This is a genomic window from Robertmurraya korlensis (genome assembly GCF_023715225.1).
GTDB lineage: Bacteria > Bacillota > Bacilli > Bacillales > Cytobacillaceae > Robertmurraya_A.
Window position 1 is genome coordinate 20740 of record NZ_JAMBNS010000011.1, and the last position, 20948, is coordinate 41687.

18 protein-coding genes are annotated in these 20948 nt (G+C 40.1%); 1 reads left to right on the forward strand and 17 read right to left on the reverse strand.

Annotated features, from left to right (window positions below; all coding sequences use genetic code 11):
- Positions 1 to 86: 86 nt before the first annotated feature.
- The 17 genes from M3175_RS18390 to M3175_RS18470 form a co-directional block, all read right to left on the reverse strand.
- Positions 87 to 2108: an NAD(P)/FAD-dependent oxidoreductase gene (locus M3175_RS18390; RefSeq protein ID WP_251522264.1), complete on the reverse strand. Its 2022-nt coding sequence runs from the start codon at positions 2106 to 2108 to the stop codon at positions 87 to 89.
- A gap of 182 nt (positions 2109 to 2290) precedes the next feature.
- Positions 2291 to 3409, reverse strand: a complete 1119-nt coding sequence (locus M3175_RS18395) for a glycerate kinase family protein (protein WP_251522266.1) — start codon at positions 3407 to 3409, stop codon at positions 2291 to 2293.
- Positions 3410 to 3441: 32 nt separating this feature from the next.
- Positions 3442 to 4005, reverse strand: a complete 564-nt coding sequence (locus tag M3175_RS18400) for an LOG family protein (RefSeq protein ID WP_251522507.1) — start codon at positions 4003 to 4005, stop codon at positions 3442 to 3444.
- A gap of 143 nt (positions 4006 to 4148) precedes the next feature.
- Positions 4149 to 4331 carry a hypothetical protein gene (locus tag M3175_RS18405; RefSeq protein ID WP_251522268.1) on the reverse strand — a complete coding sequence of 61 codons (183 nt, stop codon included), beginning with the start codon at positions 4329 to 4331 and terminating at the stop codon, positions 4149 to 4151.
- Positions 4332 to 4418: 87 nt separating this feature from the next.
- The gene (locus tag M3175_RS18410; RefSeq protein ID WP_251522270.1) at positions 4419 to 5264 is read right to left on the reverse strand and encodes a PRD domain-containing protein; all 846 of its coding nucleotides are present in this window, start codon (positions 5262 to 5264) and stop codon (positions 4419 to 4421) included.
- 36 nt (positions 5265 to 5300) lie between these two features.
- Complete coding sequence (locus M3175_RS18415) at positions 5301 to 6710, reverse strand: PTS transporter subunit EIIC (RefSeq protein WP_285852345.1); 1410 nt, start codon at positions 6708 to 6710, stop codon at positions 5301 to 5303.
- 22 nt (positions 6711 to 6732) lie between these two features.
- Entirely contained in the window at positions 6733 to 8079 is a 1347-nt protein-coding gene (locus tag M3175_RS18420) for a glycoside hydrolase family 68 protein (RefSeq protein ID WP_251522272.1), read from the reverse strand.
- Positions 8080 to 8208: 129 nt separating this feature from the next.
- The gene (locus M3175_RS18425) at positions 8209 to 9546 is read right to left on the reverse strand and encodes a glycoside hydrolase family 68 protein (RefSeq protein WP_251522274.1); all 1338 of its coding nucleotides are present in this window, start codon (positions 9544 to 9546) and stop codon (positions 8209 to 8211) included.
- Positions 9547 to 9573: 27 nt separating this feature from the next.
- A complete protein-coding gene (locus M3175_RS18430; protein ID WP_251522276.1) occupies positions 9574 to 10887 on the reverse strand; it encodes a glycoside hydrolase family 68 protein in 1314 nt (437 codons plus the stop codon).
- A gap of 441 nt (positions 10888 to 11328) precedes the next feature.
- Entirely contained in the window at positions 11329 to 12663 is a 1335-nt protein-coding gene (locus M3175_RS18435; protein WP_251522278.1) for a YheC/YheD family endospore coat-associated protein, read from the reverse strand.
- Between the two features lie 135 nt (positions 12664 to 12798).
- Entirely contained in the window at positions 12799 to 13389 is a 591-nt protein-coding gene (locus tag M3175_RS18440) for an SCO family protein (protein ID WP_251522280.1), read from the reverse strand.
- A gap of 40 nt (positions 13390 to 13429) precedes the next feature.
- Positions 13430 to 17101 carry a multicopper oxidase domain-containing protein gene (locus tag M3175_RS18445; protein ID WP_251522282.1) on the reverse strand — a complete coding sequence of 1224 codons (3672 nt, stop codon included), beginning with the start codon at positions 17099 to 17101 and terminating at the stop codon, positions 13430 to 13432.
- A gap of 18 nt (positions 17102 to 17119) precedes the next feature.
- Positions 17120 to 17428, reverse strand: a complete 309-nt coding sequence (locus M3175_RS18450; protein WP_251522284.1) for a hypothetical protein — start codon at positions 17426 to 17428, stop codon at positions 17120 to 17122.
- Positions 17429 to 17458: 30 nt separating this feature from the next.
- Positions 17459 to 17851: a hypothetical protein gene (locus M3175_RS18455; RefSeq protein ID WP_251522285.1), complete on the reverse strand. Its 393-nt coding sequence runs from the start codon at positions 17849 to 17851 to the stop codon at positions 17459 to 17461.
- A 31-nt stretch (positions 17852 to 17882) separates the two neighbouring features.
- Positions 17883 to 18659: a hypothetical protein gene (locus M3175_RS18460; RefSeq protein ID WP_251522288.1), complete on the reverse strand. Its 777-nt coding sequence runs from the start codon at positions 18657 to 18659 to the stop codon at positions 17883 to 17885.
- 27 nt (positions 18660 to 18686) lie between these two features.
- Positions 18687 to 19046: a hypothetical protein gene (locus tag M3175_RS18465; RefSeq protein ID WP_251522290.1), complete on the reverse strand. Its 360-nt coding sequence runs from the start codon at positions 19044 to 19046 to the stop codon at positions 18687 to 18689.
- A gap of 126 nt (positions 19047 to 19172) precedes the next feature.
- Positions 19173 to 19592 (reverse strand): hypothetical protein, encoded by a 420-nt coding sequence (locus M3175_RS18470; RefSeq protein ID WP_251522292.1) that lies wholly within the window; start codon positions 19590 to 19592, stop codon positions 19173 to 19175.
- Positions 19593 to 19928: 336 nt separating this feature from the next.
- Here M3175_RS18470 and M3175_RS18475 point away from each other — a divergent pair, with 336 nt between their 5' ends.
- Entirely contained in the window at positions 19929 to 20561 is a 633-nt protein-coding gene (locus M3175_RS18475) for a hypothetical protein (RefSeq protein WP_251522294.1), read from the forward strand.
- The last annotated feature ends 387 nt before the right edge of the window (positions 20562 to 20948 follow it).

Here is a 20948-nt window from a genome sequence, read left to right on the forward strand (position 1 = left end):
TAGTATTACGTGAAAAACTGGAAAAAGATTCGATAAATTAAAAAAAGTCCACCCCTTAAAGAGTGGACACATTTTCAAATTTTATATTAAGCAAAAACCGGAATCTTTTCCTCTGCTTCCTCTGTTGGAAGGGCCCCCAATTTTTCAAGGGTGGTTAAGATATTTCTTCCTTCTCTTACTCCATCCATGATTTTTCGAACTCCCCAGCTATCGCCAATATTGAGAACTTCAATATGCGGGAAATACGATTGAAGGTCAGCAAAGATTGGATTTTCTGACTTCATTCCTAAACATACAAATCCGTAATCAAATTCAATATTCGACTCAACACCCTCGTATGAAACCTTGAAATGATCTTCTGTTACTTCCATCAGTGAAGTCTCTACTCTTACATCTACGTTTCTTTCTTTTAGCATCGTCATCATGGAAATGCGTGTGATATGGTCTAAATCTTTCCCAACGAGAGGCATTCTCTCAACCATTGTGACTTCTGCTCCTCTTTCAGCAAAGTATTCAACCACATCCAAACCAACAGCGCCTCCACCGATAACAGCTACTTTTTTACCAATGAACTCAAAGGAATCTACTTGTTTTAATAACCCGAAAATCGAAAACAGCTTTCCATTTGGCTTGTCGATATGTTCGTGCAGCCCTTTGATCGGAGGTAGAAGAGGCGTTGATCCCGTAGCGTTCACGATCACATCTGGCTTATAGCTTGCAATTAGCTGTATATCTGCCTTTGTGTTTGTAAAAGGAATCAAGTTCGGCAATCTTTCACTTCGCTTAACCAAGTAATTAGGGAAATCTTCAATTCTCTTCTTCTCTGGAAGTCTCGAAATTTCTCTCGCTAATCCACCTAAATAGGGCTTTTGTTCAAAAAGAATGGTCGTGCAGCCAACCTCTGCTGCGGTACAAGCTGCTTCAAGTCCCGCTGTTCCGCCACCAATAACAACGACATTCACTGGTCGAGTGATTTCTCTTTCCTTGTACTCATCACCATGGAATAAGTCCGGGTTGATGGTACAGCGAATCGGACGATTCAATGCAATACGATGTCCTGCACAGCCAATATTACAAGAAATACATTTTCTTAAAAATTCTTCTTCACCCGCTTGAACCTTCTTGACCCAGTTCGGCTCTGCAATCAAGCCACGTCCCATTCCAATTAAATCTGCCTCTTCATTTTGTAAAATCGCTTCAGCTATTTGTGGATTACGAACATTTCCTGTAGCGATTGTTGGCTTATGGAATTTCTCTCTTACTGCTTTTGCCATGTAAGAACGCCAGCCATCAAGAAGGTTCATCTGGTCAATTTGAAATTGAAGCGTATCGTTCAGTGCAGCAGACACATTAAAAATATCTACTCCTTCACTTAGGTACTCAAGGATATGAAGTGTATCTTCTAACGTGTTACCACCCTTTACAAATTCCTCCGCACTAAATCGTAAGCTGATTGGGAAAAATGGACCCACTTCTTCACGAATACGGTCAATCACCATTCGAACGATTCTTGCACGGTTTTCATAACTTCCACCAAATTCATCTGTGCGCTTGTTGTACACAGGAGATAAGAATTGGCAAAGTAGATACGAGTGTCCTGCATGAATTTCTACCGCATCAAAACCAGCTGCCACTACTCTCTTGGCTGCCTTTCCATACTGATTGACGATTTCTAAAATCTCATCTTTTTCAAGAGATCTCGGAATCGCTCCACCCGTCTTCGATGGAATATTAGAAGAGGACACCGGCTGACCACCAATTCGATCAGGAACAGCAGAAGCTCCAGCATGATTGATCTGAACCGCCACACATGCTCCATGCTTATGCAATCTTTCAGTTAATCGATATAAGCCTGGAATAAATCGGTCTTCATCAATTCGTAGCTGTGTCGTTCCGTTTGATCCGAGTGGAAACGCCAAGCAGGCATTTTCAAGAATTATTAATCCTGTGCCACCTTTTGCTCGTTGCTCGTAATACGATATATGTTCATCTGTGATTTCTCCGTTCGGTCCTGCAAAATTCGTTCCCATTGGAGGCATAACAACACGGTTTTTCAACGTCATTCTTTGAATCGTTATTGGTGAAAAAAGCTTTTCGTAATTTGACATTTTTTAGCCCTCCTATAATGTTTGCTCAATTATTCACATATTTTGACTCATGTTGCTCAATACTTCACATTTTCTATAAAGTAATTATAATCCCGTCAAAAGCATAAGACTAATTGATATTTAAGGAGGTATTGATAGGCTCTACCTATTAAAAAAGCCACTATGAATAGCGGCCTTCTAACCTACAATAAAACTCTACAAACATTTTCCACAGTTCTACAAAGGTTGGTTTCTCCAGAGGATAATGCTTCATCTAAGGAAGCGACTCCATTTACAATTCCAAAGATTGCAGTAAACCCGTTTTCGTACAATACTTCTACTCCATCCCCGACCCGTCCGGCAAAGGCAATGACTGGAATATCATAACGTTTGGCGACGGAAGCCACTCCAAAGGGTGTTTTTCCATAAAGGGTTTGATGATCAAGGCTTCCCTCACCAGTAAAAACAAAGTCTGCTCCCTCGACTTTTTTGTCGAGTCCCGTAAACTCGATCACCAAATCGATCCCTTTTAATAACCTTGCATCTAAAAAGGCAATGAGTCCGGTTCCAAGACCACCAGCTGCCCCCGCCCCAGACACCGTGGCTACATCCTTTCCAAGCTCTTTTTGAATAAGCGTGGCATAATGAGCGAGGTTTTCATCCAGTTGTCGAACCATATCGGGTGTGGCTCCTTTTTGCGGTCCAAAAATTGCAGAAGCTCCATTTTCTCCCGTTAAAGGATTGGTCACATCACAAGCTACATCTATTTGGACATCTTTGAGTCTTGGATCTAATCCACTAACATCAATCGAATGTAGCATACTTAAAGCACCACCGCCAAAGGGTAGCTCCGCACCGGTTTCGTCTTTAAATGAAACCCCAAGTGCCTGAAGCATGCCGACACCACCATCATTGGTAGCACTTCCACCGATTCCGATCAAAATCCGATCTGCTCCTTGATCTAAAGCATGTTTGATGAGTTGTCCCGTTCCGTAGCTAGTGGTCACTAAGGGATTTCGATCGGCAGGCTTAATCATTTGTAAGCCACTTGCACTTGCCATTTCGATAATAGCTGTCTTTTCTACCATTCCGTATTCCGCCAGAACTTTATCTCCTAATGGTCCGGCTACTTCTGTCTTGAGCAACCGACCTTTTTCCAAGCTAACCAGTGATTCCACGGTTCCCTCTCCACCATCAGCCATTGGGACAATGACACATTCGGCGTCAGGAAACACTTTTTTTATTCCTCTTTCCATTGTTAAGGCGGCTTGTTTTGCTGTCATACTTTCTTTAAAGGAATCCGGGGCTAAAACAAATTTCATCCTTGTTATCCTCTTTCTTTTTTTATCAACAATTAATACGTTTTTACCGGAGGTGATTCATAATTCTTAAATTTATCAAGTAGTCCTGCTGGTTCTTCGTCAATAAGTGCCATCGATCGGTATTGATCCTGTAGGAACTGTTCCTTATTCATATGATTTAGTAGAGCTATGAGCGGATCATAATATCTATTGGTATTTAGGAGACCAATAGGCTTTTTGTGTAGGCCTACCTGTGCCCAAGTATAAACCTCAAAGAATTCTTCCATCGTTCCCGCACCACCTGGCAAAGCAATAAATGCATCGGCTAACTCGACCATCTTTGCCTTTCTTTCGTGCATCGTCTCGACAACAAGAAGTTCTGACAAGCTTTTATGAGAGATTTCTCGATTATCTAAAAATCTGGGCATCACCCCTATTGCTTTTCCTCCCATTGCTAATACAGAGTCAGCCACCGCACCCATTAGTCCTATACTTGAACCACCATATATAAGTGTAATGTTTCTTCTAGCCAATTCCTTACCTAGCTTTTTTGCCTCTTCGATATACATACTTGAAGAACCTTTACTCGATCCGCAATATACAGCTACTGATTTCACCATTTTGCCCCCCTGTCTGTTCACCGATAACGGCAAAAAAAGAATCCTACTATACAATTTATTCTGTACTACTTAATTTTTTCCTCCTAGCAATCAAAAAGTAAAAAGACCCTCTAATGTAAGAGAGTCTTTAGATCGTACTATTAATGCATCCCATTCCATTCACCTTGATTTTTGGATGCTTTTTCTTTTTTTGCTTTCTCTTTGTGCGCTCGATTTGCAGCTGCACTTCCATGCTCTTTGCCAAACTCTGTATCGGTTTTACTTGATTCAAATCCTTGCTTGTTCTTTTGCTGAGCGTCTGTTTTTCCACTTCGTTTTGCCATAAGTATCACTCCTTCTTTTTTATTATGAAAAGTAAAAGAAGAAATATACCTAGGATTTTTTGCTCCCTTTTTTGTGAAGAAGCCGTGTTATTTTTGTAATAGTGCCCGACTATAGAACCTTTGTATATGCATACTAATATACATAAGTTCTGCCTCTGGATATTCTATACGGTATTTGATTTCGAGAAACTCGCCAACTTCTTGAGCACAGGAAAAGGCTTCTTTAAAATTCTCCTTGATGACGACAGCCATTTGTTGATCATACTCATGTTTGGATTCATGAGATAACAGGCTTTTAAGCGAAAAGCGCAAATGGGTGATTAATCGTTCATAAGACATCGAATCTTCGACAATATTTACATGTAAACGGTTCTCGATGATACGGGTAATTTCTTGAATGGTGGTCGTTATATCAATCGTTTCTTCCATGTTACCGATATTCATTCTTGCGGTATGCATGTGCATAGCAATATTGCCTACTTCATCTTCGGGAATTTCTATTCCGAGTTTCTTCATTATTAGTTTTCTTGCCCAGAGTCCTATTTCGTACTCTTTCACATAAAGAATTTTTATCTGGTCAAGCAGTGAATTTTTTATCGCTATTCCATTGGTTAATCGTTCAATGGCAAATGATAAATGATCTGAAAAAGCAACATGTACATGCTCGTTGATCGTGACGCCGAATTCCTTTTCCGCATAGCTAATGATTTCCTCAGCCAACTGAATATGTTCTTCCGGCAGCAACTGCAATATTTCCTCAAATTTTTGATGTTCATTTGGGTCTTCCATGACAAAAACTTTATCAATTTTCGACTCATTTACCCTATCATTCTTCCTCTTCTGAAACCCTATGCCCTCTCCCATGACAATCTTTTCACCGTCTCTGTCTTTCACGACAACCGCACTGTTATTCAAGACTTTTTTAATTTTCATCTTACTTTCACCTTCCTGTTTATCGAGCAATCGAGGTCATTTCTGTTCTTCTGGACTTTCTTTCACCCACAAAATCCAGGTAGCAATAAAAGCGGTAATAGCAGATAGGCCAAGGCCAATCAGATAATTCACTAGATTATAACTTCCCAATGGCGCTACAATCGCAATCATCGGGATTCCTGTAAGTCCATACGAATTAGCAACCACATGAGTAAATACAGCATACGCTCCCCCAATGGCACCACCGACGGCAGCACCAATGAATGGTCTCATAAGCCTGATATTCACACCGAACATCACAGGTTCAATAATGCCTAAGAATGCTGAAAAAGCAGAAGGAATTGCGATTTTCTTTATTCTCTTATTTTTCGTCCTGAAAAATACAGCAAGTCCTGCTGCTCCTTGAGCAATATTAGCCATTGACCAAATCGGCAACAGAAAATTAACGCCAATGTCCGGATTTGCAAGAAGTTCCATCTCAACCGCGTGCAACGTATGATGCAGACCCGTTACCACAATAAGTGAATAAAGACCGCCAAATAAAAATCCAGCAACGGTGCCTCCTGATTTATAGACGAGTTCCAGAGCCATAGTGATCCAATCACCAATCAATAATGAGACGGGCCCAATGACTAACAGCGAGACACTCCCAATACAGATCATTACAAGAAACGGGATAAAAAATAAATCCAACGATCCAGGTACCATTTTTCTCAGAGCCTGTTCCATCTTACTCATGAAGAATACGGAAATTAGGATCGGGATCACCGTTCCCTGATACCCTATAAGAGGGATATCAAGTCCTAAAACCTCCATATATTGCGGTACTTTATAACCAAGTAAAGAAGGATTCAGTAGCGAAGGGTGAGTCAAGATCCCTCCGATTACGGCACCTAATACTTGGCTTCCTCCAAACTCCTTGGCGGCACTGAACCCTATTAGAATGGGCAAGATGATGAAGGCTGCGCTCGAAAAAATATCTAGCATGATCATAATCGGGCTTTCTGGTTGTACCCACTCAAACACCTTGATCATACCTATAAGCCCCATTAACAGGCCGCTTGCAACGATGGCCGGGATGATTGGTACAAAGATATTGGACAAAGTCTTCGCTAGTTGCACAAGCGGGTTCATTCTTCTATTTCTATTATTAATATCCTTTATGCCAGGTTCAAAAGCAGGAGTGAGATCAATGATAGACCTGTAGACATGATTGATCGCTACGGATCCGATGATAACCTGGAAAAGTCCTAGCCGAGAAAAAGTGCCGTGTACATAAGGCAATGCCTCTAATTTCGATAGATCCACACGATGATTATCGTGAAGTTCGAACCGTAATCGAGTCGTACAATGAGTCACCTTTGCAATATTTTCTTTTCCACCTAGTAATAAGACCAGCTCCTGTGCAATCTCTATAGGTTGTTTCTGTCTATCTTGCATGTCCATCTTTTCTCACCCTACGAACTTTTTATTTAAAAACTCCTTGCTTCTTCTCATGAACGATCTTCGTCTGATCACGAGTAATGGCTAACTTTATGGATGGTGCAAGCATACCGCCAAAATGCTCGATTTGATACTCTGGGGATTGCTCACCAATTTCATGAATGTCCAGTCCATCTACATTCGTATAATTTACAAAACTAGCCACCGTGCCATTCGGCATGACGATCCAAGAATAAGCTTGATATGGCTGATTGATCGGATTGGCAATAACCAGTCCACTTTCATTAAGCGGCTCATAGTCTCCACGAAGTGAACTGGAAACAAATCCATATAAACCTTCAGGCGCGTTAAGACCCGGAGCGAATTTCTCACTGTGTGTCTTGGCAAAAAGATAATAGTCGTTGCCCTTTACTATTACACTTGGACGTTCAAGCTCTTCATTTACATAGTTAGCCTCGAGCAATGGAGGCAACAATTCAAAATTATTAAAATCTCCATCCACTGCTTTGGCGATACCAATGCTTCCATTGAAGGCTTTTGAGTCCTCTGAGATTTCATGGCTGCTGCCAAAGCCCGCTGAACCAATATATTCATCCTTTAAAAAACGGTCCTCTAATCTGCCAGCTGAGTTCGCTTCAAATAGTAGATATTCTTCCCCAGTCTTTGGATCCTCGAAAAAATACGGATCCCGGAATGCATAAGATTCCTCTCCTTGGCCCGTCTGCTCTATTGTCTGATAAAATTCTCCTTTAGGCTCAAGGATGATGTCATGTTCAGACCAGTCCTGAAAAATAACGCCACCTTTTGTGGTACTGATTTCTGCTGAAGCAGTAGCAATTCGTTGTTCGTAGCTTAATCGCTCTTCACCTTTTCTACCTGTGGCTGTGTAGAATATATGCAGTCTACCATCTTTATCGACAATCGACGAGCCTGCCCATTGTCTAGAACCCAAAGCGACGCCATCTTTGAACACCTTGCCACCTGGCTCCCAGCTCTTGCCATCCTTTGAATAGAAGTAAACAATTTCAGCCGTATCATGCCGCTTGCCCGGAAGTACATCATTAGGAACCGATAAAGCAAAAATGATTTTATATCCATTGACGACAGCAGGGTGTCCATTCTTATCCTGAAGTGGCCACGTATCCCAAATATATGAATCTGATGAGATTTCCACAAGATCTTGAGTATCGATTTCCGGCGCTGTATTGGTGTCATTCATTTCTAAATAGCTTACACTTTCACGAGTCCAGTTGAAAACTTCTCTATCTTCATCGGCAAAAACACTTGTGCTAATCATAGGTGCAAATAGAGAGGAAAGTCCAATGAAAGTCGCTATTAAAATTTTGCCAGTTTTCTCTTTTTTTCTCTTCATTTATGTAGTCCCCCATAGTCTAACCTGCTTTTTTATAACGCGAGAACGAACTTGCTTCTGCACAAGTTCGTCCACTTCCCATATATACAGATAGTCAGCCGATATCCTAGGAATCGGCTGACCAAAGAATTATTGTTTGATCCATCCCTGGCTGAATTCTTTTTCAATCTTGGTTGTCGATCCAGTAATGGATAGTTTAACTGTCGGAGCTAATGTACCGCCAAAATGGCTAAACTGGAATTCCGGATCCTGATTTCCCACATCGCCAATAGATAAGTTACCCAATTCTCCAAAATGTGCAAACCCAACGACATTTAAATTCGGAAGTACAAGCCAAGAATAAGCCTGGTAAGGATTTTCCGGAGGATTGGCCATCACTAGTCCACTGCCATTAAGTGGCTCATATCCGCCCGTCAAGGTGTCAGACACAAATCCATACAGCCCTTCTGGTCCTTGCAGTCCTTCCGCATATTTATTGATATGACTGTCGGTGAACAGATAATATTTTTTATCCTTCACAATGATATGTGGTCGCTCTAGCTCTTCATTTACATAATTCGCTTCCAAAAGCGGTGGAAGCATCTTCAGGTTTGAAGGATTTCCATCCACCACTTCTGCCATTCCAATATTGGCATTTGCGTGGACAGCACCTGCAGGTACCGGGTTCTCATCGGTGTAGTCCGTGCTTCCCGCGTATTCCTGTTTGAATGCACGTTCCCCTACTGCACCACCTGAGTTCCCTTCAAACAGAATGTATTCTTTTTCTGTCTTTGGATCCTTGAACCACATCGGATCACGGAAAGCATAGCCGCCTCCTTCACCTTGCTGTGCCTGCTCTTTTGTTTGATAGTACTCACCATCTGGCTCTAGGATGATCTTGTGATCGCCCCAGTTTTCAAATCGGACACCCTCACTGTCAGCTACGATATCACCTGTAGCCATCGCCAGACGCTGTTCAAATGTAAGAGGAGCTTCCCCTCTATGACCTGTTGCTGTATAGAAGGCATGAATTTTCCCCTCATCCATCATGGCAGATCCTGCCCATTCACGTGAACCTAGTGACGCTCCTTCTGGGAAAAGCGTTCCGCCTAGCGTCCAATCCTTTCCATTTTTGGAGTAAAAGTAACGAATGGTCGCAATATCATGCACTTTACCAGGCAGTACATCATCTGGAGCTGATAGAGCAAATAATACCTTCCAGCCTTTAACGGAAGCTATATTCCCATCGCGGTCGGTTAAAGGCCATGAATCCCATACATGATAACCAGGTGCGAATTTTTCCAATTTAGAGATATCCGTATATGGCAAGGTATTATCTTGATTCAGTTCAATTTTAGAAGCCTGTTCCCTTGTCCAATTGGTTGTCGTTACGGTCTCATCTGCCTTTGCTGATAAGCCGTTAAAACCAGATATAACGACACTTGCTGCCAATACTACTGCTGATAGTGCTTTTTTATTTTTTAGCATGTCAATCTCCTTTCAGTTTTAAATACATTAGCGATTTGCGCCAAATGGCTTAATTTCGCCAGTCTTTCCTTCTTTCATAATTTTTGAAGTATCTCCATCAAGCTTTAATTTCAAGGTAGCAGCGAATGTACCACCAAAATTCACTTGTCCATTCTCATCAAGCGGTTCATTAATGAAGCTAATGACCTGCTGGTTAGGAAGGACCATCCATGAATAAGCCTGGTATGGATTCTCTGCTGGGTTTGCTATAACGAGACCACTTTCATTCATTGGCTTTTTCTCACCGAACAGTCCATTGCTGACAAATCCATATACACCGTCAGGTCCTGTTAAACCAGGTGCGTATGTAAAGGTATGGCTGATGGTGAATAAATAATATTCATCACCGTTGATCACCACGTGCGGGCGTTCTAACTGATGATTGGTGCCAACTGATTCAAGCAATGGAGGAAGAAGCTTCAATTCACTTACCTCTTTATCTAGCACTTCGGCAATACCAATATTTCCATTGTATTTTTCTGCGCCTTCAGGAACAGAATGGGTGCTGCGGTACTCTTCGTCCCCAATATTCTCCGGCTTAATATAATCTCGGTCGCTTCCAGCTTGTCCTTCAAAAATGATATATTCTTTTCCAGTATTCGGATCCTGGAAGAAGAATGGGTCGCGGAATGCTGTGATGATTGGGCTATCTGCCTGTTCGATCGTTTCATAATGTTTGCCATCTGCTTCAAGAATGATTTCATGCTCGCCCTCATTTGTCAGCTTGACACCATCTTTATTGGTCTCAATATTAAAAGTCGTTTTAGCAAGACGCTGAACGGCTCTCTTATCCCATCCGTTATAATCCCATTTTTCTCTGTCACCAGTTGCGGTATAGAATAAATGCACTTTTTCATCTTCATCTAGCATCGCTGTACCCGCCCATTGCATATATCCTTTTGCATTTTCATATTCATAAGGGATTCCTGCATATGTCCAATCCTTGCCGTTCTTAGAATAAAACATGCCAATTCTTGCTTCCGTATGACGCTCACCCCACCCTAGGTTGCGAGGTGCGACTAGAGCAAAAGCCACTCGATAACCGTTCACGATTGCTAGAGAACCATCCCTGTTCTGAAGCGGCCATGTATCCCAAACCCATTGGTCGGGTGCGACAAGGTCAAACTCCATATCCACCTCTGGCGCTGTTGTTTCTTCTGTAAGCTTCACTTTTTCCGCTTGCTGACGTGACCAGACGGACGTTTGATTCTCTGCGGCCATTGTTGGTGCTACAAACAAGCTGTTTGCGGCAATCACTGTCGCCAAAATAAGGCCTTTTACTTTGCTGGACTTCTTCTTCATTCCTATTAACCTCCATTTTTTACAGCAGGATTACAGCTTTCAGACTTGTCACTTCTAAATTTTGACAACAAAAAAAGACCTAAAATGTGCAGGGAGAAGTCTACCAGAAAGGTACACTTTGCCCTTACACAATTTAGGTCTTGCCTGCTTAACCAGTCACAATCCTGCATAATTCTGTTTACAGTGAACATTCTATTCTGTTCAAATTCCTAAATCAATAGGATAATATTCCTTTCATCCATTTGTTTACAGTTAATATGGCATCGGTCTATTCTCATACGAATATGAATCTATTCATACATGAAAACGCATTCGTAATACTAAAAAAATTTTAATCACCCTAATATAAGGCTCTTTTTTTTCTCCTGTCCTCTTCTTCAATTTCTATTACTGTTGGTGTTTCATATGAAAAGCAAAAGAAGAAATATACCTAGCATTTGATTAAAAACCCGCAAGTGCAGCAGCATATTCAAATGGCGTGGTATGCAGTTTTATTTTTAAATCCTCATCTTTTGTTATCTTTAAACTCTTTTTTCCATATAGAGTGTTTACTTCTAATACCCATGGCTTATAGTGATGGTCGATGATTAAATCTAACGCAATGTCACCGAAATGGCCTAGCTCTTGGTCAATCATCTCACATACTTTCTTACACACTTCTATGGTTTCAATCATAATCCTTTTTGCCTTACTTTCATTAACCTTATAAATGATTTGTATTGTCTTTTCTCCGTTAGCTATATGTGCCACTTGTTTTAAATTTGTAATAATACTTCCCTCTTGTGCGACTCTTCCTACTGATCCTTGGCAAATCCATTTCTTCGTATAGTCTTTTTGAAAATACAATCGAAAGTCATACTTCTTATTTTTATAGATAGTCGGAACTCCTTGCTGAAGGATATACACTTGCTTGGGGAGCATCTTCTCCAAAGCATGTATAAGTTCATTCAGTGAGGTAAATTTCTTCTTATCTCTCATATTATTTATTAGATAGATTCCATCAGGTTCTTTTTGAATAACAAAAATTCCATTCCCTTGCATTCCTTTAGCAGGTTTTAAGTAGACCGTTTGATATCTAGTAAGCATGTTGTCTAAATCATGTACCGTTTGAAATCTTTTCGTCTCCGGTAAGTATTTCTTCACCTCAGCATCTTTTGAACAAGCATTCCAAAAGTCTAATTTACTTATAAAGCTGGTATTAAATAATTTTTCACCAGTCGCTTTCCTCAGTTCTAATTCTTTTTCAAAGGGCATTCTAGTTTTCTTAAAGATAGAGTCAGGATAGGGAAAAATCCCCTTTACCCACTTTCCTTGTGTAAAGTAAAAACCTGTTATCGTTTGGTTCACCGTATCAACCTTGTCACTAGAACAAATGAGAACGAAGCGTGGATTCTTTTCATATAAATAATAGAGTTTGCGATAATGCTCCAATGTATTTTGCGATAATTGAGCGAATGACTTTTTGACGATAAAAGCAATAAATGGACCGAGATGGATCACATTGTTCTTAACGATTATGTCGAAGCTAATATTTTCAGGAATGAGAAAGGATTCATTATTTCTCATGAATCCTATTTCGTTATCTGATAACATATTATTTTGTACAACACTAAATTCTTGTAACCAATTTCCAAACTTTATCATAGTGACGTTTGAATGAATTTGATGTTGTTGCAAAAATCCTTTTGATAAGTGTATGGGTGGGAGTTCACCTTCACTTAAGTTTGAATTCCGTTTTCCATCTACTTCGGAAAATGTGTATCTGACTTTTATCATTAAGTAAACACTCCAAGTCTAAGATTCTATAACCCCCTTTATATTATGAAGGAACAAGCAGTTATGCTCATACAAATGAGACTAGCTAAAAAAACATTACTGAGACAAAATACAGTAATGTTTTTTCATTTCCTTTTATTGAGTTAGTAGCATGATATCCGTTAGTATCTTTTCTTTTTCGACTGATTTTTTGGGACTTGCCATATCATATAAGGCACGGAGTTGATTGTCTTTGTCTATTAAATAAAGGGTGACAGAATGAGTAAGTAAATCTCCTTCGATTTTTTTATATTGCATCTGGAATTCATCGGCAATCCTTTTTGTCTGATCGGTTGGTCCCCTTAACCATTTCCATCCAACTGGATCGGTTTCAAATGCCTGCGCATATTCCCTGATCACCTGCTTCGTATCGTATTCAGGATCTAAGGTGATGGAAACTAACTCCACGGATGTTCCAAAAAGCCCCTCTTTTTTTAAATTTTCCTGTAAATCTTGAAAGTCCATCATGGTTAAAGGACAAACATCCGGACAATTCGTATAAAAAAACGAGACTATTTTTATCTTCTCATTAGAAGTGGTATACACCTCATTATAGACATCTTCCATTTGAAACGTTTCGATTGTATCTAAGACAGGAAGTTTTTCTGCTTTTGGCCAAAACCAATAGACGCTTAGAAATCCTACTATGCTAATTGTTAGAAAAATCAAAAGCACCTGTAGCTTCATCCCCGCTTCACACCCTATAGTTAGAAAATACTCACCTTACTTATTTGATTTCTTTTCGATTTTTTAAGGCCGGAAGATGTTTTTTCTTATTCTTATGCACACGAATAATTCCCCACATTCCTTGCTCAAGATCCCAGCGCATATTTCCTGAGCGATACATATAGTCACCTGGGAAGTTAAAAAAGCTCCCTGCGCCGTAATGTATATCTAAATCTCTGGCATGCCCTAACACAATATGGTCTTCGTGAGATTTAACCTGTGAAAAAATATCCTTATCATCTGTGTTCCAATAATGACCATGTAAATGAAAGCTGTGTGCACGTCTACGTTCGGAAGGATTAAGAAGCCTGATGGTAATCGGATCACCAGGATACGCCTCAAATACAGGTGTGGATGGATCTCCGTGCACTCTAGAGCTAAATAGATCCTTTAAGACAGGATGCTTTCTCAGTCGATTAATTAATCTTTCCGTCCGATAATTAAAGCCTCTAGATCCGTTATCGTAAGTATCTACTAAATCATCAAGCTCATCAGGATCGACTCCCGTTAATATCCCATCAACTGGATCAATGATGACACAGCCCTCTTTATCTTCTAATCTGGCTCCGTCAAACATGATAAGAACAAATTCCCTTCTCTCTGGTAAAAATGGATGTTGCAAAATAATATTCTCACTTGTATTCACAGCTGGTTTCCGTGTTTTTGGATCCAGAAACTTTGTTCCACGCCCCTCGGCAATGAATGTACCATATGTTCCTAAAGACCGATGATTTCGGATATCGGCCATATCCCATATTCCACAAGCTCCAACTTGCACATCGACATACCAACGATAGATGACGGTTTCACCTGGCCCTGCGGTTTGATCCGGATTAAAGCCAACTGTTTCCCCAGCAGACGACTTTACATCATACTGAATGAGCTGAGGATGCAAGGAAATTCTAACAGATGGTGGATAAAAGGCTTGTTCTTTGACAGGCGGATAAGGCCATATGCCATCCGGGAAAGGAAATTTATCAAACTCTAGGAAACTCGTTAAATGAACTTCAACCATTTCCCCTTGTGTAGCACGTAAAATTAAAGGTTGCGGACTTTTCCTTCCGCATAGAATGTCATCCATATCTTCTTTTAGAGCAAAGATGATTCCAAATGGATCATTCTCCCCCCACTTGCTATAAAGAATGGGGATTTGAAAGGCCACAATATGAAAGACTCTTACCGGTGCATCAAGTGGAGCATCCACCTCTACGCATTCTGCAGGAGCTGGCGGTTCACCTGTGCAAACAGGTAATGGATTCGTCCGCTGAGGTGGGCTAGGCTGGTCTGGCAAAGGAATCAGAAAATCGACTTCCTCATCAAAGGCACGTATTAACCCCCAACAGCCATTCCAAAGATCTTCTTCGGTTTCAAACGTCCAGAGATAGTCTCCTGATCGTGGAACCTCCATTTCAAAAGTAAACGATTCAGAAATACCAATATGTTCTTGTGCTTGAAACTCTGTCTCCACATCCGGGCGTTCCTTCTTCCATCTCAGTCCGTGAACATTAAAGCTATGCGACTCTTCTTGCGCTCCCTGTAATATTCGGATTCGAATCGGATCCCCTTCATAACAATACAAAATGGGAGTGAATGGATCACCATTAACAAAAGAACTAAAAGAATAAGCGGGATCGCAATCTTCTCCTAAGCGAAACTGCAAGGGTTCATTTCGATAATTGACAGCAAATAGTCCTGGGTCATCCTGCGACCCTGGAAATTCCGGTGGATTTAAGGGACATCCATTTTCATCAAACAATAAAGCAAAATCTTGCACCATTAGCACAAAATCTCGATAGTCCGGAATCAATGGATGGGTAACCGTTACTTGGGAACCGACTTCTACTTCTTCTCCAGTCCTAGGGTCAAGAACGGTGGAAAACCTACTATGCACAACTGTGGAGCCAAACACACCATGCTGCTGATGGTAGCTAGCAAATAAATGATCGTGGAAAAACCATGCCTTTAATTCCACATCTGCAAAGTACTCATAACGGATCGCTTCACCCGGAAGTACACTCGAATCATAATTCCACCCAACATTCGCTCCATCACTAACCAATACATCGAATTTGACAAAGTGAACATGAAAGGAGGTTTCATAAGCTCTTGTAACAAGCTGGAAGGCATCACCACCAGCAACTTCAGGAAGTCGATTTGTGAAATTCACAGCGAGACAAGTTCCCGCGTTCATATGAAGGATTAGGGGCTCTGGTTGTTTTCTCCCTGCTAAGACGTCTTCTAGATCTTCATCACGAACGTATATCCTACCTTTTGGGTCATTCCAGCCATGACTGTTATAAACGATTGGAATTTCTATCAGGGACACGTTTATTTCTTGAACCTCAGGATTATCTTCTATGATGCATGGATCGGTAAATACAGCTCCTGGTCTTGCGGTTGGTACAGCTGCATTTCTCTCTAGCTCAGTAAGTCCTCTGCCTCCAACAATCCCTAGCGGTGGACGAGGTGCTTTACAGCCGACTTTCCCTGGTATGAAATTAGGAAAACCAGGTTTCTCTTTTGTCGGTTTTGGAGGACACGGTCGATCCGGTAAAGGCCGTAACGCTTTAATCGGTACCCCATTTGGATAGCATTGACTCCCATCCTGAAGAGTATCAAACACACGATTGATCGCCCACATTCCTACTCCAAAGTGCGGATACAAATGACAATGAATAATAAAATCACCAAATGCGCCTACCAGTGATCCCAATCCATATAACGTATCAATTGTATACCAATTCTGAGGGCTAACAGATATCGCATCAAATACATCTGAATCCGTATTAAGAGGATCTCTAAAAAAACTATGAGCATGATAATGAAACACATGCGTTTCCTTGACACCTGCATGAACTAATCTAAATTTGGCCGGGTCCCCCTTATACCCTCTAAAGATAGGGGTGGCTGGATCACCAAATACCCATGAATCGTGATGAACTTCTTCCCCTTCACAATCTGCACAAACGACCCCTTCTTCAATTAACTTCTGACGATTCTGTACAGGTTCATAACGATAGTTAATGGCATGAGTAGATTCCCGTTCTTGATTGGTTACGGGATCAAGCGGTCTATTTCCTGTTATATCTTTCGTTGACATCTCATCGTGGAAGATAAAAGCGTATTCACGAAAGGACGGTGCAAAGGGATGGTGAACGTCTGCAAACATCCCGCTATTTAATGGGCCTCCAGTCTCGGGATCTGTCCACGACGATCCTCGTTTTTCAATAAACAAGGCTCCAAACAAACCATTAATGCTCGTGCCTTCATCACTGCTATCAGGATTTCCCAGATCTGAAAATATCGCAACCCCTTCATGATGAAATTGCAATCTGTAAAGAATCTTTTTCCCTGGATCTGCTAGTGAACTGGGATTAAACCCGACGTTAGCCCCATCTGAATCTAACACATCATAATCAGCTTCGTGAAAATGCATGCCAGTGGCGTATTGGATCTTGTTTTCGAATAGGATTTCAACCGTATCCCCTTGATTCGCACGAATACACAGTGGCTGCACTAAATCGACAGGGGAAAAGGGATTCCTTTTTACTGCTTCTTTAACCTTTTCCTCATTTTCTTTCAATACGTACATCATGCCTGTTTCATTGTAGTCACCAAAATTATTTAATACAATTCGAATAGGGATAGCAACCACATGATAAAATCGTTTCATACGCACTCTCCCCCTTCCCTAAATATCAACTTTAAGTTCCGGGATTTTAGGCATACCTTTTTCTTCAATATAAAAAACTTCAATTTGATGAATATGAATGGACCAATTTCGATTTTCTAGTTCTCCAATGGTCGTTACTTTTACATCTACCACCACATGGTCCCCTACCACGTCAATAATTCTTCCAATAAAAACAAATGGATAAGATGGTGTGAGGATGAATACGTTCTTCCCAACCCCATTTACAAATTCGTTAATAAGAGCTTCATCATGAATATCATTATTGGATGGAATATTAATCTCAGTTAACAGATTGTTTTCTTTCATTTATTAGGACCCTCCCTTTGATTCTCGATACTACGTTAGTGGAATCCTTTCATTACAATCAAAATTAGGTGTGAAATGGGCAATTTTCTCTAATGGGATACTTAATGGTGTAGGAAATTGAAAAAAAGGAGCATTAATCATTTTTATATTTACTGGAAATAAGGTAACATCCCCTTGTGTAACTCTGATGATGGTTCCACAAAAAATAGGTCGAAACGTTTGGCCAAATAAATTTAACTGATCGGATTGGGTGACAAATAATACACTATCTCCCTCTAGCCCTTGTAATTCTTCAAATAATTCATCTTCAATGTTTGCGATGTTGATTCTCAACATACCCTCAAATTCTCTATCTTCATCCTCTTTTCTTTTTTCAGGAAGATCCTGTTGTTGTTTAATATCCTTTTCTTTTTCATAAGACATGAAACAACCTCCTTTTCTTTTTAAAACACGTTTATCTCTTCATTCTTTTAAAAACATGAGTAAAAATAGTGAGCAACCTGATCGTTTCAATATATTTCAAATCAGCTAAATTTATATGTAAAAATTCTCCAAAGAATGAGAGAACTAATTTTCCATCCTTGCAACTCGAAATTTTACCCAGTTTTTTTTCTTCCTTATCTAAATAAACAACTACCCATGTATCCTTCCAAGCTTCTAGGTTGGTCTGGATCGATTCCTCAAAAAACTGTTGTTTTAAAAGGTCACGCTTTGCGACGGTTTCGCCAAATTGATGGACTAATTTGTTACGCAAATCATTATCATAAAGAAAATGTTGATGGGTATTGGAATAGTTAGGAATGCCATACGGAATATTAGCTGATTCGATAACCGAATAAGGAATCCACATTCTCTCCTTTAGGGTCGTAAGCATGACAAAGTCTCTGCCAATCGTACTTACCTTACCAACTTTGTAGATGGACTCAGTTCCACATTTTGCGTAAACCTCTACTTGCTGATTACGTTTCATTTTGAAGAATTTTCGTAGCTTTAAGACTTTCCCTCTCTTTTCATCGCGTTCAGAAAGATTAAACATATTGGCTCGATCAATATATTCCATTAATAATCGTGTTTCTTCTGTTGTAGAAGGGGTGGTTGGTGAGGTTATCCCTTGACCCTTTCGAACATTAAATTCATTAATGATATCTTCTTTTTGCTTCTCCTTATCCAGCCTTTCAAGCAGTTCCTTTCGATAATCATTTAAATAGAGCCTTTTCTTCTTCTCTGTCACACACGATCACTCCATTCTTGGCATCCATTAGACTCTTAGAGAGTAGTAGACTATGGAAATAGTAATCATAACGAGCAGAGTGCCAAATGCACTGAAAATAAGTATATTTTGATCAATCATTGAGAAATATTGAGCGGGCAGACTACAGATACTTGGATCTTTAACAACAATCCCAAGCATATTTCCCGTTAAGCTTCCTACAATGCCGTGTAGAAAACCAGCTAATAATGATTGGTATTTAACAAGTGCACCAAAAACAATTCCAACCGAGCCACCAAGAACAACGGTTCCGATCATGATGAAGAAAAGATAATCACTTATGATAAATTGAGAAAGCATGGAAATATTTAGGCTTAAAATTCCGCTACAACTCATGGCCAGAATCATCCCAAAACGATCATTGTATAATTGCCTCTTTTTATAAAAAACCTTATAAATGAGAAACCCTATAAGACTAGTCAAAAAAAATAAACACAACAGATACATGGTCATGGAAATTTCATCCCTTCTAGTCTATGTACGCTTTGCTGATAGGACTAGTAAGAAAAGAGAGACAATAAATATCCCCTCCAAGAAAGTTAAAAAAACATAACTATTTTTGGCTGCAGCACCGATCATCGGAGACATGATTCCCATCATTAACCCATTTCCATAACCAGTTAACAAGGTTTGATAATCAAATAAAGAGCCAAATACCCCCCCCACGATCATTCCAATCAAAGTGGTCACAATCGTAACAATCACAAATTTTAACGGAAATTGATAAATCAAAATGACTCCCGTGATGATCGCAGTAAATCCACCGGCCAAAGTGGAGATATTCATTCCCAACTGAAACCCGATTAGTTTCCGAATGCGAAACACGTACATAAACGTTAAGCTAAGAATTAATAGATTCCCATAGAAGAGATATCCGAGATAACTCGCAATCACCACCAACCACCTCTTTAATGTCCTATAGTTCATTCTTATTAGGACGTTGCTTGTCACTATTCTAGATATTATTTTTTGTGCTCCTTCTCGCCCATACAAAACACACGATCACCCATATATTAGCTATATATACAAGGAAGGAGGGTACCTACGATTACACATTATAGAGAGGAAAAGATATTCAAAGAAGGAAATGAATTTCGTTGTCCAGAATGTGTTTCTGGGGAACATGACCATGATTTCTTCTGCTCATTTCTAAAATGTCCTGAACAAATTCCTCAACCGAGGTTTCCATCTGCCAATAGTTCCTTTCCACCAGAAGAGTTGGCTGAAGTAGTGGAATGCATAGAACAAGCCAATGATATGTTACTCACGCTTGGACTTGAAAGAGATTCTCACAACCTAAGAGGCTTGCAGCAAGTTTTTAGAAGATTAAGGAATCACCATTTTACGGTTACCATCCATTGTGGGGACGACCAAGAAGAACAAACACTAAAAGGACATTTGGTCGATTCTGGTTTAGATTTTATTATCCTTCAAACCGATGTCGGAAATATTGTGATGATTCCCTTTGAACGAATCACGGTACTAAAACGCCGAATTAGAGAGGATGTACCACCTCTACCGGATCAAGAGTTATTAAAGATTGATCCATGCCTGAGAAGAGCCCTTACTTTCCACTTTGGTCAAGTAGTGTCTAAAAGCCCTTTTTTAGTGAACCTTTTTTTTGGACTGGAATTAAAACATTTTCTAGAAAGTTATGTGGGAAGTTTTATTTATGTGAAGTCGGAAAGAGACAAGAAGGAACACGATGGAAAATTAACGGATGTTAAAAAAAGCAGGATCGTAATTGAAGTGGATCATGAAAGGCAAGGAATTGACTTTGATGAATTATGCTATATTGAAATCGAAAAATTCCTTTTAGCCAGAGAATTTATAGAGTTCAATGAGACTCCTATCGTGTTATAAAAATCTTCGGAAAGAGCTAGTCCCTTATCTAGGATCAAAAGGGTCCGTACTTTTTTGTTGGGAGATCAGGTTAAGCACCCGAGCTGCTAAGTAGACGGAAAAATTCCGCCTATTTAGTAAATATGATAAAAAATAGCTTAAATAAACGGAGAAATTCCGCCTATAGACTCGAAAACGTGAAAATGGGGGGATTTTTCATTGCATAACCGGAAAATCTCCCCTTATTTACCTCGAAACAAGGCTCCGATCTGCATCTAACCGGAAAAACTCCCCTTATTTTACTTTTGCCGGTTACTAGATTACGGACATATTTAACTCAAAAATCAAATTCCTAATAAAGAAACTCGCCAGTGGCGAGTTTACTTTTTTATATACCAATACAACTGT

Excerpts from the sequence above, each read along its gene's own strand:
- M3175_RS18410 (WP_251522270.1), bottom strand. The coding sequence starts at position 5,264 with ATGAAAATTAAAAAAGTCTTGAATAACAGTGCGGTTGTCGTGAAAGAC.
- M3175_RS18395 (WP_251522266.1), bottom strand. The coding sequence starts at position 3,409 with ATGAAATTTGTTTTAGCCCCGGATTCCTTTAAAGAAAGTATGACAGCA.
- M3175_RS18455 (WP_251522285.1), bottom strand. The coding sequence starts at position 17,851 with ATGTCTTATGAAAAAGAAAAGGATATTAAACAACAACAGGATCTTCCT.
- M3175_RS18415 (WP_285852345.1), bottom strand. The coding sequence starts at position 6,710 with ATGGACATGCAAGATAGACAGAAACAACCTATAGAGATTGCACAGGAG.
- M3175_RS18440 (WP_251522280.1), bottom strand. The coding sequence starts at position 13,389 with ATGAAGCTACAGGTGCTTTTGATTTTTCTAACAATTAGCATAGTAGGA.
- M3175_RS18430 (WP_251522276.1), bottom strand. The coding sequence starts at position 10,887 with ATGAAGAAGAAGTCCAGCAAAGTAAAAGGCCTTATTTTGGCGACAGTG.
- M3175_RS18435 (WP_251522278.1), bottom strand. The coding sequence starts at position 12,663 with ATGATAAAAGTCAGATACACATTTTCCGAAGTAGATGGAAAACGGAAT.
- M3175_RS18450 (WP_251522284.1), bottom strand. The coding sequence starts at position 17,428 with ATGAAAGAAAACAATCTGTTAACTGAGATTAATATTCCATCCAATAAT.
- M3175_RS18465 (WP_251522290.1), bottom strand. The coding sequence starts at position 19,046 with ATGATTCTGGCCATGAGTTGTAGCGGAATTTTAAGCCTAAATATTTCC.
- M3175_RS18445 (WP_251522282.1), bottom strand. The coding sequence starts at position 17,101 with ATGAAACGATTTTATCATGTGGTTGCTATCCCTATTCGAATTGTATTA.
- M3175_RS18390 (WP_251522264.1), bottom strand. The coding sequence starts at position 2,108 with ATGTCAAATTACGAAAAGCTTTTTTCACCAATAACGATTCAAAGAATG.
- M3175_RS18425 (WP_251522274.1), bottom strand. The coding sequence starts at position 9,546 with ATGCTAAAAAATAAAAAAGCACTATCAGCAGTAGTATTGGCAGCAAGT.
- M3175_RS18405 (WP_251522268.1), bottom strand. The coding sequence starts at position 4,331 with ATGGCAAAACGAAGTGGAAAAACAGACGCTCAGCAAAAGAACAAGCAA.
- M3175_RS18420 (WP_251522272.1), bottom strand. The coding sequence starts at position 8,079 with ATGAAGAGAAAAAAAGAGAAAACTGGCAAAATTTTAATAGCGACTTTC.